The sequence below is a fragment of the Paenibacillus sp. oral taxon 786 str. D14 genome (assembly GCF_000159955.1).
GTDB lineage: Bacteria > Bacillota > Bacilli > Paenibacillales > Paenibacillaceae > Fontibacillus > Fontibacillus phoenicis.
In genome coordinates, this window is the sequence record NZ_GG695984.1 from 55846 (window position 1) to 73690 (window position 17845).

The window sequence follows — 17845 nt, forward strand, 5'->3', positions numbered from 1 at the left end:
TATGTTAAAATGTGACAAGAATCATAAGACAAGAATCGGCGATAGGAAATCGGCTGGGGGGAGCAAGCCATCATGAAGAAGTGGAGCAAAATCGGTTTGTCCGGGCTGCTGATTGCAGCCTTGGTTTTGGTTATGACGACGTGGCAAGGAGGAACTGGATTCGGTACGGATACTGCGTATGCCGCAGCTGCCGCCAGCAATTCCTCGAAGTCGCTTGCAGCGGTCTACCTGAAGATCCAGACACAGAACGCGTCCAAGGTAGTTGAACTCGTCAACCAGGAGCGTAAGAAAGCCGGTCTGAAGCCGCTGATCGTACATACCAATTTGACCAAAATGGCCAAAACCAAAGCCATCGACATGTTCAAAACCGCGTATTTCAGCCATACATCACCGAAATACGGCTCTCCCTTCGACATGATGGACGCGTTCAACATTACCTACATCTACGCAGGAGAGAACATCGGCAAAGGGCAACGCACCGCTGAGGAAGTGGTCAAGGATTGGATGGAGAGTCCCGGCCATAAGGCGAATATCCTCAACCCTAAATACAAGCTGATCGGCGTCGGGTATTATAATGGGTATTGGGTGCAGGAGTTTATTGGGAAATAGGAAGTTCCCTTCATCCTATTGCTGATCCACGAAAAAGGATAACGACCACGGGCCGCTCTTGTCCGCCGTTTGTCCATCGATGAGAGGGAAGGAAGACAAGCGGCTCCCAAATGCGGACGTAAACTCCCTTAGGTTCGTTATTCTTTTTCTTCAAGCAATAGGACGCCGGAAATGTGGGCGGATGCAGGAAGAGCCCGGCTAGACAGCCGGGCTCTTTGATGTATTTTAGCGGAGTCTGGGGAGCGAAAAGTGTGTTTGAGCAGTCGGCTGACGGACCAACGTAGAGTGATTCAACGGGATAATGGAGTTTTAGCGGAACTGAGAGACGCTATTTGGCTCTAGGTGCATGATTGGGAATTCTAACGGAACGAGGAGACCTTATTCGGGTGAATTTGGCTCTATTGGGTCCATTTTGAGGTGAATAACGGCTTCTGGTTCCGTTAGAACGGGAAATGACCGGGAAATGTTTAAATAACGTCTCTACGTTCCGTTAGAGATCAGGTGCGGGAGAAACGCATTGGTCGCCTTTGGGAGCGGATTTCTACAGTGTTGGAGTTTACTGAATCCAAGAAATCCGCGAGCAACAGCGATCGTAAGAACATTTCACCCGGCGGCCACCAAAGCTCTTTAAATCAATCTTTCATGCTCATCGTCTAATCCGAGATATTTTATTGAAACCTCCCGAACTTTGCAGCGTAAACATAAGCATAATCTGATATTTTAATCGGGAGGAAAAGCAAATGTCCATTTTCAAAAGATTACGCGATTTGACCATGTCTAATATCAACGCTTTGATCGACAAAGCGGAAGATCCGATCAAATTGACCGACCAATATATCCGGGATATGCAAGAAGATCTCGAAGATGCGGAGAAGGCGGTTGCCGCCCAAATCGCGATTGAGAAGAAGTTTAAAGGCTTGTATGAAGAGCAGCAAGCGTTGGTCGAGCGGCGTACCCAGCAGGCGCATCAGGCGGCTCAAGCGCAAAACGTTGACCTGGCTCGCCGCGCACTTGAAGAGAAGAAAGCCGCTGAGGCAAAAATGGCGGAATACAAGGCAAGCTACGAGCAAAACAAAGCCGCTGCCGACAATCTTCGGGCGAAGCTTGAGGAAATGCGCAAACAGCTGACGGAAATGAAGAATAAACGCGAAACGTTGGTTGCCAGATACAATGCAGCTAAAGCGCAAAATGAAATCAACAAGACGATGTCCGGGTTTAACTCCGATTCCGCGGCAAACGGCCTGAAGCGGATGGAAGAGAAGATGCTGCAAATGGAAGCCCAAGCCGAAGCCAGCAATGAGCTGAACTCTAAGGCTAAATCCTTGGATGAAGAGTTCGAAAGCCTGAACAAGGATTCTGCCGTGGAAGCAGAATTGGCCGAGCTGATGAAGCTATATGAGGATAAAAAATAAGCGACTTGATTCTAAAGTGAGGCTAGACCAAATATGAGCGTATGGAAAAGACTCGGCAATTTGTTTGCCAAACCGGCGCCGCCCGTCGTAGAGAAGAGCATGCTATCGCTGGCCCCGGGCGATATCTGCGAGGTATCGCTCATTTCCTACGAGGTGACCGGCCGGGTCGGCAATCGCGGGCGTAACGCGGTTATGCTGACGCTGCAGGACGGCAGTCAGATCCGTTATCTGCTGGTCGAGGATCGTGAGACGCTGCAGTATCATCTCTATCAGCCGATTGACGGACGGCTGAACGATCCGACCGAGGTGCCGGGCCAGATGGATCTTGACGGAACGCTGTATTATTTGGAGGAAGAGTACGGCGGTTACGTATCTGTGGTTGGCAAGACGCCGTTCCTTCAAGGCGGGGAACAGCATGTGTGGCAGTACCAGTCAGACGACGGCAAGCTGCTGCGGATCGAATGGCAGAACGGGCGGTTTATGTTGTACGAAGGCGTTAAGGTGATTCCGGCCGACGTCAAAGTCATTCGAGCCAATTAAGGCGATAATCTTTAAGCAACTATTGTTCCAAAGCGCGATGAAGCCCGATGAAGCGCGAGAACGAGGCGATCCCCTCGATTCCCGCGCTTTTTTTTCGCCGAAAGCACACAAAAAAATAACATCCCCCAAGCTGCCAATGCAGTGGAGGATGCTATAAATGGGTTATGCAGGGGTCGAACCTGCGACCTGCCGATTAAGAGTCGGCTGCTCTACCAGCTAAGCTAATAACCCTTAATGTAAGGTTCCTTAATGTGAAGGTTTCTTAAGGACAAGAACTATTATAACTCTACAGTTCTAAAAATGCTAGTCCTTTTTTCGAGAAAATTTGCATCTCTTTGCAAGAAGTTTTATGTTATTTACATAAGTTGGAGAGTTACTCATAATTAGCGTAAATGAGGGACTGCGAGGAAACAGGAGGGGTTACATGAGCAGGACGTCCCGGATTTGGCGGTGGGCGGGATTGGCGTCACTGGTATCGACTTTAATTCTGCTCGCTGGATTCGTATATGCGGTGTCGGATATTGCCGATCCGTCGGCAGCCGCTGGCCATTCGACAGTTTCACCGTCCCAAACGGAACCCGCCGTGAAAGCGGGGGCCTGGGATGTGACGGCCATCGGGGATTCCTTGGCCAAAGGGACTGGGGACGATACAGGCAGCGGATTTGCCCGCCGGACGGTGGATCTCTTTAATAAAGAGGGCGCCACGTCTAAACTGGTCAATAACTTGGGAATTAACGGTCTGACAACGAAGGAACTGCTGCCGATGCTGGACGATCCGGGTGTGAAATATGCCCTGCAGCAGTCGGGGATTATCCTGTTGTCGATTGGGGGAAATGATCTGTTTGACGGCACGGAGGCGTTAACCTCGGGACAGCAAGTCCCAACCCAGACGGAAATCGAAGCGGCGATTGAGAAGAGCTCGGCGGATTTTGAAAAAATCGTAGCACAAATCAAGAAAATCAACGTGCAAGCGCTCCTCGTCTACGTGGGTTTATATAATCCGTTCAGCGATCTTGATGGGATGCGCGAAATCGGTAACGATGCGGTAGCGCGCTGGAACGCGATGGCGATGAAAACGCTTGGGGAATATGACGGCACCTTGGTCGTGCCAACCTATGACTTGTTTACGAATAACTCGTCCCGTTATTTGTCGAGCGACCATTTTCATCCGAACGGAGATGGCTACCAGGCGATTGCCGAACGGATGGTCCAAAGCATCGCACGCTAATGACGGTTTAATGCTGGAGTCTAAATGAAGGAGTGAACGCCATGGCAGCACGGCAGCCGATCATCGCTGAGCAGCGTCAACCTGTCCTAAGGGTGCAGGGGCTCAAAAAGAAAATCGGACGTAAATGGATCGTGCATGAAGTGAATTTCGAGGTGTACGCCGGAGAGATCTTTGGGTTCCTTGGTCCCAACGGAGCCGGCAAAACAACCACGATCCGCATGCTCGTCGATTTAATTCGGCCAACCGAAGGCCAAGTACATATTTGCGGATACAATGTACAACGGGAACCGGAGCTGGCGCTCCGCTGCGTTGGGTCCATCGTGGAAAATCCCGAGGTTTACAGCTATTTAACCGGGCGGGAGAATCTCGAGCATTTCGCCCGCATGATTTCGGGCATCGATGGGAAGCGGATTGAAGAAGTTGTGCAAATGGTTGGGCTAACGGGCCGGATCGACGACAAAGTGAAAACCTATTCGCTGGGCATGCGGCAGCGGTTGGGTATTGCCCAAGCGTTGTTGGGCCGGCCGAAGCTTCTGATTCTGGATGAACCTACAAACGGTCTGGATCCCAAGGGGATCAAAGAAATGCGCAGCTTCATCCGCCGGCTCGCGGAAGAAGGGATGGCCGTTTTTGTATCGAGCCACCTGCTCAGCGAAATTCAACTGCTGTGCGATCGAGTGGCGATTATCGGGCGCGGGCGTGTACTCGCCGTCGGCAAAGTCGATGAGCTGATCCAGGCGAATCGAAGTTATGTGGTCTGGGAATTGGAGCCCCGGGAGCCTGGCGAGCGGCTGCTGCGGTCGGCAAGCGGGGTCAACGTGGTAACCGAAGCCGGAAACGTCCTGGACGATACGATTATGGCGGGAATCCAGGGCCAGGCGATCGTAACTCAAATGCAGCCGGAATTGATCCCTGGCCTCGTACAGCGTCTGGTGCAGGAAGGGATCCGGGTAGAGGCCGTGCAGAAGGTGAATCCGACGCTCGAGCAGCTGTTCCTGGAGATGACGGAAGGTGAAAGCATTGAATAACATTCTTCCTTTAGTAAAAAATGAAACGATCAAGATGATTAAAAAGAAACGCTTTTACGTCATCTTGCTCGTGTTGATCGTGCTGGTCCCGATGTTTGCATACGCCCAACTGCGACAAGCGGAGGACAAACGGGAGAAGTTCGGGACGGACTGGCGCCGGGAAGTGCAACAAGCGATCACAGACAATCAGAATTCCCTGGGCAGCGACCGGGTGCCGGAGGAATGGAAGAAATACCGTAAAATTTATATTCAACAGTTGAAATATTATTTGGAGCATGACGTGAATCCCAGAGAACCGGGCGGCGTATCTTTTACTCGGGAGTTCTTGGATAACGCAGCTACGCTGTTCATTCCGCTGTTAATTATGGGCGTAGGATCGGATATTGTGTCTTCGGAACGGACGAGTGGAACGGTCAAAATGCTGCTTACTCGGCCGGTAAGGCGATGGAAAATCCTGCTAAGCAAGCTCATCACGCTGATGATGTTTGTGTCCTTGATCATTGTATCAACCTGTTTGATATGCTATTTAATTTCAGGGTTATTTTTTGGTTACCGCGGATGGGCGCTGCCGGTATTTACAGGATTCCAGCTGCGGGGGGCCGAAGTAGACATTTCGGGTGTGCATGCAGTGCCGCAATGGTTGTATATTTTCATGCAGGCCGGCCTGATCTGGTTTGTCAGCGTGGTGGTGGCCGCCTTGGCGTTTATGGTGTCGGTGCTGGTGCGCAGCACGTCGGCGAGCATTGTCATTATGATGGCGACGCTGATTGCCGGCAATATTTTGACGAATATGGCTTCCTCCTGGACCAGCGCCAAATATTTGTTTATGGTGAATCTCGGTTTAACGAATTATTTGGCGGGGACACCGGCTCCGATCGAGGGGATGACGCTGGGATTTTCGCTGGCTGTGCTGGCGATTTGGGGGGCTTGCGCCCTCGTCGTTTCATTCCTTGTCTTTACGAAACAAGATATTTTGAATTAAAATGGACAAAGGCACCAAAACATCTGTTCGACTACTACATACAGAGGTAGACTAAAGAATTAAAGGGGGAGCATGATGGCCGAACAAATCGATTTGTTCGAGGACGTACCCGGCACGAATGCCGATGGCCCGTCTTCGGGATACGACGCGGACGACATTCAAGTGCTCGAAGGGCTTGTCGCGGTACGCAAACGGCCAGGGATGTATATTGGCAGTACGAGCTCGTCGGGACTTCATCATCTGGTATGGGAGATCGTCGACAACGCGGTCGACGAGCATCTGGCGAAGTACTGCACGAAAATTGATATTACGCTGAACAAGGACGGATCTGTCACCGTACTCGATAACGGCCGGGGGATTCCAACCGGCATGCATAAAACCGGCATTCCGACGCCGCAGGTCGTTTATACGATCCTGCATGCAGGCGGCAAGTTTGGCGGAGCGGGTTATAAGAAATCCGGCGGCTTGCACGGCGTTGGTGCATCGGTAACGAACGCCTTGTCCGAGTGGCTCGAAGTGGAAATTTATCGAGACGGAAAAATCCACCGGATGCGCTTCGAATATTGGGTTGACGAGAAAGGCATTGAACACGTCGGTGAGCCGGTCACAGGGCTGGAGATTATCGGCAATACGAACAAGACCGGCACGAAGGTGACGTTTAAACCGGATATTCGCGTCTTCTCCGGCGGGATCGGATTAAACTACGATACGCTCGCGGAACGGTTGCAAGAGATCGCGTTTCTGAATTCGGGCCTGAAGGTGACCTTGAAGGATGAGCGGGCTGGCCGTTCTGACGAGTTTTTTTACGAGGGCGGAGCCAGCCAGTTCGTTGAGTTCCTCAATGACGGAAAGGACGTGCTGCATGATGTCATCCACTTCTATGCGGAGCGGGATGACATCGAAGTCGAAGTGGCGCTGCAATACAATGCAGGGTATACCGAAACGCTGGTGTCGTTCGTTAACTCCATCCCAACTCGGGGCGGGGGAACGCATGAAACCGGATTCAAGACAGCTTACACCCGCGTGATGAACGAATATGCCCGGAAGAACGGAATGCTCAAGGAAAAGGACAAAAACCTCGAGGGTAATGATTTGCGCGAGGGCATGATGGCCGTAATCAGCGTTAAGATGTCCGAGGTGGAGTTTGTAGGTCAAACGAAGGACCAACTCGGAAGCGCATCGGCGCGCAGCGCGGTGGAATCGGTAGTCGGCGAGAAAATGGCGGTGTTCCTGGAAGAGAACCCGCAGGTCGCCCAGACGCTGATCAAGAAGGCGATCCAAGCCTCCAAAGCGCGGGAAGCCGCTCGCAAAGCCCGCGACGAAATGCGTTCGGGCAAGAAGCGGAGCGAAAGCTCCAACCTTGGCGGCAAACTGACGCCGGCGCAATCGAAGGATTATACACGTACGGAGCTGTTTATCGTGGAAGGGGATTCCGCTGGCGGTTCGGCCAAGCAAGGGCGTGATTCGAAGCTTCAGGCGATTTTGCCGCTGAAAGGGAAGCCGATGAATCCGGAGAAGGCCAAGCTTGCGGATATTCTCAAAAACGACGAGTACCGGGCGATCATTTCGGCGATTGGCGCGGGCATCGGGCCGGAATTCGCCTTGGAGGACAGTAACTTTTCCAAGATCATCATCATGACTGACGCCGATACGGACGGTGCACACATTCAAGTGCTGCTCCTGACGTTCTTTTACCGTTATATGAAGCCGCTGATCGATGCAGGACGGGTCTATATCGCGCAGCCGCCGTTGTACAAGATTACCCGCCGTTCCGGCAAGCTGGAGACGGTGAGATATGCGTGGACCGACGAGCAGCTGCAAAACTATCTGAAGGAATTCGGCAAAAATTTCGAGCTGCAACGCTACAAAGGTTTGGGAGAAATGAATCCCGAACAGCTGTGGGAAACGACGATGAATCCGGAAACGCGGACCATGCTGCAGGTGCAGATCGAAGACGCCGCCAAAGCGGAGCGCCGCGTGTCTACGCTGATGGGGGACAAGGTCGATCCGCGCAAGCGATGGATCGTGGAAAACGTGGATTTCACGGAGTTTGAGGAATAGAAGGTGAATTGATGTGAGCATGCTGGAAAACTTTTTGCCGGCGTTCTTGGAAGAGGTTGTAGGCGACCGCTTTGGCCGGTATTCCAAATATATTATTCAGGACCGGGCGATCCCTGATATTCGCGACGGGTTGAAGCCGGTCCAACGCCGGATTTTGTATGCAATGTACGACTCCGGCAATACGCCGGACAAGCCGTACCGTAAATCGGCGAAGACGGTTGGGGACGTCATGGGGAACTACCATCCGCACGGGGACTCTTCGATCTACGAAGGGATGGTGCGGATGGCGCAGCCATGGAAGATGGGCCATGCGCTCATCGACGGTCACGGCAACTGGGGTTCGCAGGACGATGACCCGGCAGCGGCGATGCGGTATACCGAAGCGCGCCTGTCGGCGATCGCGATGGAGCTATTGCGAGATATTGAGAAACGGACCGTGCCGTTCAAGGACAACTTCGACAACACGGCGAAGGAACCTGTCGTATTGCCGGCGCGGTTCCCAAACCTGCTGGTCAACGGGGCTAGCGGGATCTCCGCAGGGTTTGCAACGGAAATTCCGCCGCATAATCTGCGCGAGGTGATCGATGCCTGCATCGCCTTGATGGAGAAGCCGGAAATGACGCTGGAGGAAATTCGGTTGTTCGTCAAGGGACCGGATTTTCCGACGGGCGGAATTATCATGGGCGAGGAAGGCATTCGGGAAGCTTATGAGACCGGCAAAGGCCGGATTTATTTGCGCTCCAAAACGGAAATCGAAACGCTCCGCGGCGGCAAGCAGCAGATTGTCATCACCGAAATTCCTTATCAGGTGGTGAAGTCGCGCTTGGTTACGGCGATGGAAAACATCCGTCTGGAGAAAAAAGTGGAGGGCATCGCCGAAGTGCGGGACGAAAGCGGCCGGAACGGACTGCGCATCGTCGTCGAGTTGAAGAAGGATGCGGATGCACAGGGGATTTTGGCGTATTTGCTGAAAAAAACCGACCTGCAAGTCACTTACAACTTCAACATGGTGGCGATCGTCAACAAGGCGCCGCGTCAGCTGGGGCTCAAAGCGATGCTCGAAGCCTACATTGCCCACCAGCGCGAGGTTGTGACCTACCGGACGCAATATGAGCTGGAGAAGTTGGAGGACCGTGCTCACGTATTGGAAGGCTTGGTCAAGGCGCTTAACATTTTGGATGAGGTTATCGCGGCGATCAAAGCTTCCAAGAACCGTCAAGATGCGCAAAACAACCTGCAATGGATGTTCGGGTTTACCGAACGGCAGGCGGATGCGATTTTGACCCTGCAGCTGTACCGTTTGACCAATCTGGAAATTACGACGCTGCAAAAAGAGCTGGAGGACATCCAGAAGAAAATCACCGTGTTGCGCGGCATCTTGGAAAGCGATAAGAAGCTGATCGCATTGATCAAGAGAGAGCTGATCGAGATCCGCGATAAATATGGGATCGACCGCCGCTCGCACATTCAGGACGAGGTCGAGGAGCTCAAGGTCAACCTCGAAGTGTTGGTTGCCCAAGAGGATGTGCTGGTCACGATTTCCCGTGAGGGATACATCAAGCGCACCAGCATGCTGTCGTTTACTCGATCCGGCGGGGAGCGGGATGGCTCCGGGGTCAAGGAAGGCGACTACATTAAGTATCTGCTAGAGGTAGATACGCTGCAGAACCTGTTGATCTTTACGCAGCGGGGCCAATACTTCCTCTTGCCGGTGCACCAGATTCCAGAGTTCAAATGGAAGGATAACGGGACGGCGATCGTCAACGTGATCCCGCTCGCCAAGGAAGATCGCATTGTCAGCGTCATTCCGGTGAAAAGCTTCGATGAGAATCCGGAGCTCAGTTTGGTCTTCGTGACGAAGAACGGTCAGGTGAAGCGGACGGAGCTGAAAGAATACGAGAAGAAGCGCTCCGGCGCGGTAGCTGCCTGCAAGGTTGGCGACGGCGATGAAGTGCTGAGTGTCACCGTCAGCCGGAACAACCAAGAGATCCTGCTGCTAACGAAGCAGGGGATGGCGATTCGGTTCGCCGAAGACGAAGTGAACCCGATGGGACGGGTATCGGCAGGGGTACGCGGAATCAACCTGAAGGACGATGACGAAGTTGTTTCCGCGCTCTGGGTCGAAGGCGAGGAAGGCGAAGTGCTCGTCGTGTCCGACTTGGCTTACGCTAAGCGCAGCCTGCTGCTGGATTATCCGGTTCAAAGCCGGGGCGGCAAAGGCGTTCAGACGTTTGAATTTAAGGAAGGCAAGCGGGTCAAACCGAACGGCAGCCGCTTGGTCGGCGGCGTTCACTGCAAGGAGCCGGTGCTGCTGCAGGCGGTCACGAAGGAAGGGCAGATGCACACCTTCAGCTCGGAGGATGCTCCGATAGCGGACCGGAAGTCGATCGGGAAAGCGATGATGTCCGTAGACAAAAACGACGAGATCGTGGATCTCTTCGTCAAAGAATAAGCGATCAACTCCGGGGAAGGGCTTGAATCTTTCCCGGAGTTTTTTTAAACAATCCGTAGTGAAGGGAGGGATGGAGAATGGCGGAAGCGCATTTCCTGTCGCGGTTATCTGCACCGGCTAGACGGGCCTTGGAAGCGAATGGCGTAACGACTTTGGAGAAGCTGGCTGAGCTGAGTGAACAAGAGGTGCTGCGATTTCATGGCATGGGGCCAGCTTCCATACCTAAGCTTAAAGAGGCTTTGCGATCGAAAGGATTAACGTTTAGGAGCTGAGACGGGGGCTTGAGTGTCTTCCTCGTCTTCCTCGGTTAAATGACGGATAAACGCTTGGAGCGTAGGGTCCATAAACGTGCTCCTGCGGTAGACCAACCCGACGTTTTTGTGCGGTACGGGCTCTGCCAACGGGATGAAGGTGATTCCGCTGCGGCGATTCGTGCTGGTCAACGTCCGGGCATAGGAGCCGGGGAGAACCGTTCCCCCGACGTGGTGGATGACCATCTGTACCTGCGATTCCATCGTCGACAGCTCCATGACCGGCCGGATCTCGATCCCCTGTTCAGCGCAAGCTGTATCAAGCAGCTGGCGAACGTAAAACTTCGGCGGAAATAACACAAGCGGCAGCTGCGCGACCTGCTCCAGCGTCACTTCCGGCAGCTCCGCATACGCGTGCTGGCTGGAGACAACCAGCACCAGCGCCTCGTCGAACAGTGGGCGGCTGACGATGTGCTCGTCCTGGAGCGGCAGAAACACGACGCCGAGATCCAGCTGGTTGGCGAGCAGTCCGGCTCTTGTCTCCTCAGTAGCAAGCTCAAGTACCGTCAGCTCGATCCCGGGGTACTGGCGATGGAAAGAGATCAGCTTATCTTCCAGCAGGTGGTTGCCGGAGCAGCCGATACGGAGCTGTCCGCGCTGGACGCCGGTGATCTGGCCAATTTCCAATTTAGCCTGTTCCACCTCATAGATCACTCGGCGGGCGTGCTCCAACAGGATTGAACCCGCTTGAGTCAGATAGTTTTTTTTGCCAATCCGTTGAATGAGGGCCGTCCCAAGCTCTTGCTCCAGCAAGCGAATTTGGTGGCTGAGCGTCGGCTGCGTAATTCCCAGTCTTTCCGCGGCTTTGGTGAAATGCAAATCCTCGCCGACTGCGATGAAATATTCCAATAGACGATGCTCCATAGCGGATGATTCTCCCCGATACATAGATATTGTCAATGATTATAATTGAAACGATATTATTGATCAATGAAGAAAGAATCGGTATAGTGAAAGACAGAGAATTCATTGCTTCGTCAGTTCGTTAATCCGATATGGGAAAAGAGGAAATTTAACATGGGAAATTGGTCCATCACATTAACTACGGCTAAAAAAACGAAGCCGGCTGCCGATCAGCTGGGCTTTGGCAAATATTTTACCGATCATATGCTACTTATGGATTATTCGGCAGATCAAGGCTGGCACGATCCGCGAATCGTGCCGTACGGACCGATTTCGCTGGATCCATCGGCGATGGTGTTCCATTACGGGCAAGAGGTGTTTGAGGGGATGAAGGCGTACCGGACACCGCAGGGAGAGCTGGTATTGTTCCGGCCCGATATGAATTTGCGCCGCTTGAACCATTCGTGCGCACGCATTGGGATTCCCCAAGTTGATCCGCAGGAAGTGCTGGAGGGCATCTGCCGTCTGCTAGCCCTGGAGGAGGAGTGGATGCCGGAAGGCGAAGGCAATTCCTTGTATATCCGCCCCTTTATTATCGCTACCGAAGCAGGGCTTGGCGTGCGGGCTGCGGAGGAGTATCGGTTGATCGTCATTTTGTCGCCGGTTGGGGCTTATTATCCGGAAGGCATCCATCCGGTGCGCATTTACGTGGAGGATCGGTACGTCCGGGCGGTTCGCGGCGGTACAGGCGAAGCGAAAACCTCCGGGAACTATGCCGCAGGGATCAAAGCGCAGGAGGACGTCAAACCGCTTGGCTACTCCCAGGTGCTATGGCTTGACGGCATCGAAAAACGGTATATCGAAGAAGTGGGCAGCATGAATGTGTTCTTCAAAATTGGCGGGGAAGTTGTGACACCGGAACTGAATGGCAGCATCCTGGCTGGCGTCACGCGGGACTCAGTCATTCAGCTGCTTAGGGCGTGGGGAGTTCCCGTCAAGGAACGCCGGATCTCGATCGAAGAACTGTTTGAGGCTCATAAGGAAGGTCGGCTTGAAGAAGCGTTTGGCACTGGAACTGCGGCGGTCATTTCCCCGATCGGCAGCATGACGTGGGAAGGTCATGACATGGAGATTGCCGGAGGCCAGACCGGAGAATTGTCGGCCAAACTGTACGACACGCTGACAGGAATCCAACGCGGGGAACGGGAGGATACGTTCGGCTGGCGGTATCCTGTCCGATAAAACAACCAGTGCGGTGCCCCCTCTGCCGCAAACCACCGGATAATTGCTTCAAGGCAGCAGGAATTTGCGAAGGAAGCAGCGAATTATCCAAGTGGTGATGTAAGGCAAGGAGGGATAAGATTGCATACCGCTGAATTTGCCAGATTGCTTGATCTCATCGTGAAGGATTATCAGGCCCACATGGAGGAGGAGCTGGCTCCTACGCTAACGACGTCGCAGTTGACCGTTCTGGAGCTGCTGGAGCAGCAGGGCAATCTGAAGCCGTCCGATTTGATTCCGTTTCTCTCCACGACGCCGGCTGCAGTGACGATGCTGCTTGACCGAATGGAGCGGGGCGAACTGATCCGCCGTGACCGGGACGAGAACGATCGCCGCAACGTATGGGTGTCGATTACTGATAAAGGACAATCCGAAGTCCGGCGGGGCATCGAAGTTCGCAACGCTTACTTAAGCGGCGTGTTGAATCGCATCTCCACCCATAATCAACAACTGCTGGTATTTCTGCTGGGCAAAATTTCCGGAACGAAATAAGGAACTTGCCTACGAGGGAGTCAATGAATAGGCGGGACGTCAGGGAGCTGAATAATCAGCTCCGGACGTCCCGCCTTTTTTACATTTCTATTCCGTTTCCCCCGGCCTGCAGCAGCGCTGCGAGGCGGGTATACGTTCCTTCCTCCCACCGATCCCAGGGATACGCGCGCGGCGGGAGGGAGACCAGATCGATCGGCTCCTTGGTCACCGGGTGCGGAAAACCGACGTACAGCGACCAAAGTGCGATTTGTTGGCCTGGTTTATTCCGCCCCGCGCCATATTTCTGATCGCCATACAGGGGGCAGCCGATTTGGCTCATTTGCACCCGGATCTGGTGCGGCCGGCCGGTGTGCAGCTCCACCTGCACAAGGCTCAGCCGCTCCGATGCGGAGGTGCCGAGCACCCGGTAATCAAGCCGGGCTTCTTTGCCGCCGGATGTCCCCGCGGGAACGACAGACACCGTATTGGTGCGTTCGTCTTTAAGCAGCGTATCCGTCAAATGACCTTGCCGCTGCGGCGGCGTTCCGTGTACGACGGCGACATACGTTTTGCTGAACCGGCGGCTCCGCACCATCTCCGCTAACCGCGAAGCGGCTTTTGATGTCTTGGCAAAAATCATGGCGCCCCCGACCGGACGGTCCAGCCGATGGACAAGTCCGAGATAGACGTTGCCGGGCTTGCCATACCGCTCCTTGATGTCCGCCTTCAGCAAATTCAGCAGATCGGGGTCCCCGCTGGCATCCTCCTGGGTGGGGATGTTCACCGGCTTCTCGATACCGAGCAGATGGTTGTCTTCGTAAAGGATTGCCATCGCCGGCTGCCCCGAGGTCCGCTTAGCTTCGGAATCCATTGATTATTCCTCCCAGCGTCCGAGAATGCCGCAAGGGAGGTGAAGCCCCGAGCGGGTGATCGGCAGTCCCAGTTCGCCGGCCGAGATCCGTCCTCCGTAACGCTTCTTGACGGTCATCGTCAGAATGTTGTTCAGTACGGTAGGGGAAATGCCGGTCGTATACGAGTTGATGAGGAAGAAGAGCGGCTTGTCCGACAGAATCGACAAGCAAGATTCCACGAACGGGTAGAGGCTCGTCTCCAGCTTCCACATCTCACCGCCCGGACCACGCCCGTAGGACGGAGGATCCATGATAATCGCGTCATAACGGTTGCCGCGCCGTTGCTCCCGCTGCACGAATTTGAACACGTCATCCGTGATGAAGCGTACATGGCGGTCGGCCAAACCGGACAGCGCCAGGTTCTCCTTAGCCCATTGGACCATCCCTTTCGCTGCATCGACGTGAACGACCGAAGCGCCGGCCGAAGCTACGGCTACGGTGGCGCCGCCGGTATATGCAAACAGGTTCAGCACCTGAATCGGCCGACCCGCGCCGGCGATCTTGTCCATCATCCACCGCCAGTTGGCGGCTTGCTCCGGAAACAATCCGGTATGTTTGAAATTGGTTGGGCGGATATAAAATTTCAGCCGGTCATAGGAAATCGTCCAACGGTCGGGAATCTGCTTCTTCATCTCCCACTGTCCGCCGCCGGAGGAGCTGCGGTGGTAATGCCCGTGCACATCGTGCCAGCGGCGATCCTCATTGGCGATCGGCCAGATGATCTGCGGGTCGGGGCGCCGCAAAATGATATCCCCCCAGCGCTCCAGCTTTTCCCCGTTTCCGGTGTCCATTACTTCATAATCCTGCCAATCGTTTGCTACATACATGTGTTGATCCTTCCTTCCGCCGCCTCATGCGGCCCGCCCGTTTGGGCATGTCCTTAAGTTCTGTAGATTCGGTAGTTATTGTACCTTATTTTTCTATCGGCATGCTACCTTCCCGGTGAAAACGATCTTCAATTCATTCCGCGACTGTGGTAGTCTTTCATTAAAACGCCAAGTTTTGGAGAGGCAAGGAGAGAGTCTTGGAAATGTTACGTCGTTTTTTTCATATTACCGACCTTATAAACATTTGTTTATTCTAGATTTCAGCTGTGCCGTGGTGGCAGCGCTTTATTTCAATGGAAAAATGACCAAGACCTACCACGGCTTGTTTTCCGCGCTCGCTGATTTCAATTCCCGCGTAGAGGAGAACATCGGCGGGATCCGCGTAGTCCAGGCGTTTGTGAACGAAGGGCATGAACAAAAACTGTTTGAGGAAAACAACAATGCCTATCGCGCCACGAAGCTTTGGGCTTACAAAATCATGGCCGGCAGCTTGTCCATCAATTACATGCCAGTTCGGACATTTGAATGCCTTAAAGCAACGAAGACCGCAGAAGCTCTTAAGGGGAGCCTGCGGTCTGATTCGTTTTAGAATCAACGCAAATAAGCATAGTAGTCCTGGGATCGACAAACCCGAAACCCCGTCTGTTCATAAAGTTTCTTGGCTTGGGGGTTGTTGAGTGCGACTTCCAGCCAGACCTCAAAGCCTTTGGCACGTTCGCGTTCAACCACCTGACGCAAAGCAGTACTACCGATGCCTTGCCCCCTCCGGGATGAAGTAACAACAAAGCCGTAGATCCAAGCCTCTTGATCACGACGGGACACCCGAATTTTCCCAACGGCTTCGCCTTCATGCACGATGAGCTCGTTCTGACGAATTTCTTCCTCCGTTAACTTCTCGTAGTACATCCGGGCTTCCTCCGGCTGGAGATCAAATCCCTCCTGATCGAGGCGAGCGAGCAGCGGTCGGTCCGTGTCCTCCGCGGATCGGAGAGCGATTTGAGCCGTTCTGGACGGAGCATTCGTGCAAGCCTCTTGAGGGGAGTGCTTCATTTGAAATTCGCTGAATTCATAGCGGCAAGGATAGGCGGCAAGGAAATGCTTGGCCGAGTCGGAGTTCCCAGGAGCATTCAATAGGATCTTCGGATACGAACCCACCGTAGCTAGGTATAACCCACGCTGCAGCAGAGAGGTGAAAATACCTTGTCTGCGGTAATCTGGGTGAACCATGCCGCAGACCTCCAGCGTGCTTCCGAACGGATACAAGCCTAAGAAAGCGACCAGTTGCCCGTCGCGGAACTCGATCAAATCTGCGGCACTCTCTTCCTTGCGGGAGTGTAAGGTGTCCCAATTTAACTTCAAAGCAATTCCGTCATGCTGCTCTACGTGTTGTTGGAGGGCTTCTACGTCAGCCCATGTCCATGTTAGATTCATGCCAGCTCACTTCCCTTCATTCGTATTCTAGCGGATCGGAAGGAAATTGGCATGTGAAATCGTGGGCAGACGCGCTTGACATATCGCAAGTACGGGGGTAGCTTGAAAGTACTGCAAATCTACTTATTTTTTCGGAGGTACCAGGAATGAATATCATCGAAATGGAACAAGTGACTTGGTTCCGGGATGGGAAAGCCGTATTAAACGGCATCGATTGGACGGTCCGCGAGGGAGAACATTGGGCGATGCTAGGCTTGAACGGTTCAGGCAAAACGACGTTGCTGAACATGATCAGCGGCTACCTCTGGCCGACATCTGGCCATATCAGCGTACTGGGGAACCGGTTTGGCGAAGTAGATTTGCGGGAGCTGCGCAAAACGATTGGGTGGGTTAGTTCTTCGATGCAGGCCAGACTACACGGGGGGCAAAAAGCTGAAGATCTTGTGGTAAGCGGCAAGTTTGCAACCATCGGACTTTACGAGAAACCAACGTCAGAGGATTACGACCGGGCTGCAGCCTTCATGAACCAGCTCCATTGCAGCCATTTACATGGACGAACTTACCAGACCTGTTCCCAAGGTGAACAGCAAAAGCTGTTGATTGCTCGGGCTTTGATGGCTTCGCCCCAGCTGCTCATCCTGGACGAGGCAACGAACGGGCTGGATTTCATCTCCCGGGAAGGATTGCTGGAAAGCATCGCACAGCTGGCCGCCGAACCGAATACGCCGCATATGCTGTATGTAACGCACCATACCGAGGAAATTTTGCCGATTTTCACGCATACGCTGCTGCTCCGGCGGGGAGAAGTCTACGCGCAAGGGAAAACGTCGGATGTCCTGAACGAAACCGGGTTATCCGATTTCTTTGAAACGCCGGTGGCTTTGCGATGGAATCAGGAACGAGCTTGGCTGTCGACGAAATAAGCCTTAACCCGTCGGGGTACTCCCGGCGGGTTTTGCTGTTTTGGAGCCGGAGGCTTTTTTGCGTATTGCAGCCACTAACCAATAGAAGCTGGGGATGAGAAATTCGGCGAAAAAGAACATCGGCGCCCCTTCCCAGGACAGGAAAGAAATAATTTCCGGCGGAGTTCTGGCAATCGACATGGCGTAAATGGACACAAAGGCGACAACCGGCAGCGTGAACGGTTTATGATCTTTCACGCCGGTCAATTGGGCAATGCATAAGACCGCGGTGAATACCACAAACGCAATTTTGACAAAGATGCTGGTCAGCCACAAAATAATTAAGATCGGATCCATCGTTTCGATAAATGAGCCAACGCGAATGAAACGAACCAGTTCCATGTCAGGGTAAACCAGATTGGCTCCCAGGTTCGGTCCAAACGTCAGCAGGATCGGAATGAGATGCAACACGATCAGCAGCAGCGAAGTGATTGTAGCCCAGAAGAGGGTACGAAACACCTTTTTTGGCTTCTCTAGATAAGGGAAAAGTAAAAAC

General features: G+C 53.4%; 18 protein-coding genes and 1 tRNA gene. 13 read left to right on the forward strand and 6 right to left on the reverse strand.

The features are described 5' to 3' along the window. Nucleotides 1-72: 72 nt before the first annotated feature. From POTG_RS16335 to POTG_RS16345, 3 genes are all read left to right on the forward strand, one after another. Nucleotides 73-609: a CAP domain-containing protein gene (locus POTG_RS16335; RefSeq protein ID WP_009225948.1), complete on the forward strand. Its 537-nt coding sequence runs from the start codon at nt 73-75 to the stop codon at nt 607-609. A 740-nt stretch (nt 610-1349) separates the two neighbouring features. Further along, nucleotides 1350-2021, forward strand: a complete 672-nt coding sequence (locus POTG_RS16340; protein WP_009225949.1) for a PspA/IM30 family protein — start codon at nt 1350-1352, stop codon at nt 2019-2021. Between the two features lie 33 nt (nt 2022-2054). Then, the gene (locus POTG_RS16345; protein WP_009225950.1) at nt 2055-2561 is read left to right on the forward strand and encodes a DUF4178 domain-containing protein; all 507 of its coding nucleotides are present in this window, start codon (nt 2055-2057) and stop codon (nt 2559-2561) included. Between the two features lie 158 nt (nt 2562-2719). On the opposite strand, the gene POTG_RS16350 is transcribed toward POTG_RS16345, so the two are convergent. Further along, nucleotides 2720-2792 (reverse strand) — tRNA-Lys (locus tag POTG_RS16350). 193 nt (nt 2793-2985) lie between these two features. Here POTG_RS16350 and POTG_RS16355 point away from each other — a divergent pair. From POTG_RS16355 to POTG_RS16380, 6 genes are all read left to right on the forward strand, one after another. After that, nucleotides 2986-3789 carry a GDSL-type esterase/lipase family protein gene (locus tag POTG_RS16355; RefSeq protein WP_009225951.1) on the forward strand — a complete coding sequence of 268 codons (804 nt, stop codon included), beginning with the start codon at nt 2986-2988 and terminating at the stop codon, nt 3787-3789. 41 nt (nt 3790-3830) lie between these two features. Next, nucleotides 3831-4817, forward strand: a complete 987-nt coding sequence (locus tag POTG_RS16360; protein ID WP_009225952.1) for an ABC transporter ATP-binding protein — start codon at nt 3831-3833, stop codon at nt 4815-4817. Beyond that, nucleotides 4810-5799, forward strand: a complete 990-nt coding sequence (locus POTG_RS16365) for an ABC transporter permease (protein WP_036645926.1) — start codon at nt 4810-4812, stop codon at nt 5797-5799. The genes POTG_RS16360 and POTG_RS16365 overlap by 8 nt, the downstream gene beginning before the upstream one ends. Nucleotides 5800-5874: 75 nt before the next feature. Further along, nucleotides 5875-7860 carry a DNA topoisomerase IV subunit B gene (gene parE, locus POTG_RS16370; RefSeq protein ID WP_009225954.1) on the forward strand — a complete coding sequence of 662 codons (1986 nt, stop codon included), beginning with the start codon at nt 5875-5877 and terminating at the stop codon, nt 7858-7860. Between the two features lie 13 nt (nt 7861-7873). Further along, the gene (parC, locus tag POTG_RS16375) at nt 7874-10312 is read left to right on the forward strand and encodes a DNA topoisomerase IV subunit A (protein WP_036645893.1); all 2439 of its coding nucleotides are present in this window, start codon (nt 7874-7876) and stop codon (nt 10310-10312) included. Nucleotides 10313-10389: 77 nt separating this feature from the next. Further along, nucleotides 10390-10584, forward strand: a complete 195-nt coding sequence (locus tag POTG_RS16380) for a helix-hairpin-helix domain-containing protein (RefSeq protein ID WP_009225956.1) — start codon at nt 10390-10392, stop codon at nt 10582-10584. Here POTG_RS16380 and POTG_RS16385 read toward each other — a convergent pair. Next, nucleotides 10567-11487 (reverse strand): LysR family transcriptional regulator, encoded by a 921-nt coding sequence (locus POTG_RS16385; protein WP_009225957.1) that lies wholly within the window; start codon nt 11485-11487, stop codon nt 10567-10569. The genes POTG_RS16380 and POTG_RS16385 overlap by 18 nt on opposite strands. Nucleotides 11488-11640: 153 nt before the next feature. Between POTG_RS16385 and POTG_RS16390 the strand changes: the two genes are divergently transcribed. Together POTG_RS16390 and POTG_RS16395 are read left to right on the forward strand one after the other, a co-directional pair. Then, on the forward strand, nt 11641-12708 hold the full coding sequence (locus POTG_RS16390) for a branched-chain amino acid aminotransferase (RefSeq protein ID WP_036645895.1): 1068 nt from the start codon (nt 11641-11643) through the stop codon (nt 12706-12708). Nucleotides 12709-12828: 120 nt separating this feature from the next. Further along, nucleotides 12829-13239 (forward strand): MarR family winged helix-turn-helix transcriptional regulator, encoded by a 411-nt coding sequence (locus tag POTG_RS16395; RefSeq protein WP_009225959.1) that lies wholly within the window; start codon nt 12829-12831, stop codon nt 13237-13239. 79 nt (nt 13240-13318) lie between these two features. Here the strand turns inward: POTG_RS16395 and POTG_RS16400 are convergent, their stop codons facing one another. Together POTG_RS16400 and POTG_RS16405 are read right to left on the reverse strand one after the other, a co-directional pair. Further along, entirely contained in the window at nt 13319-14089 is a 771-nt protein-coding gene (locus POTG_RS16400) for an RluA family pseudouridine synthase (protein ID WP_009225960.1), read from the reverse strand. A gap of 3 nt (nt 14090-14092) precedes the next feature. Beyond that, nucleotides 14093-14956: a class I SAM-dependent methyltransferase gene (locus tag POTG_RS16405; RefSeq protein WP_009225961.1), complete on the reverse strand. Its 864-nt coding sequence runs from the start codon at nt 14954-14956 to the stop codon at nt 14093-14095. A gap of 115 nt (nt 14957-15071) precedes the next feature. Here POTG_RS16405 and POTG_RS24925 point away from each other — a divergent pair, with 115 nt between their 5' ends. Continuing rightward, the gene (locus POTG_RS24925; protein WP_009225962.1) at nt 15072-15545 is read left to right on the forward strand and encodes an ABC transporter transmembrane domain-containing protein; all 474 of its coding nucleotides are present in this window, start codon (nt 15072-15074) and stop codon (nt 15543-15545) included. Nucleotides 15546-15547: 2 nt separating this feature from the next. Here the strand turns inward: POTG_RS24925 and POTG_RS16415 are convergent, their stop codons facing one another. Next, nucleotides 15548-16387, reverse strand: coding sequence for a GNAT family N-acetyltransferase (locus POTG_RS16415; RefSeq protein ID WP_009225963.1), 840 nt, complete (start codon nt 16385-16387; stop codon nt 15548-15550). Nucleotides 16388-16533: 146 nt separating this feature from the next. Here POTG_RS16415 and POTG_RS16420 point away from each other — a divergent pair, with 146 nt between their 5' ends. Beyond that, a complete protein-coding gene (locus POTG_RS16420) occupies nt 16534-17310 on the forward strand; it encodes an ABC transporter ATP-binding protein (protein WP_009225964.1) in 777 nt (258 codons plus the stop codon). A gap of 3 nt (nt 17311-17313) precedes the next feature. Here the strand turns inward: POTG_RS16420 and POTG_RS16425 are convergent. After that, nucleotides 17314-17845: GerAB/ArcD/ProY family transporter (locus tag POTG_RS16425; protein WP_036645898.1), on the reverse strand; the 532-nt coding region annotated here is incomplete at its 5' end.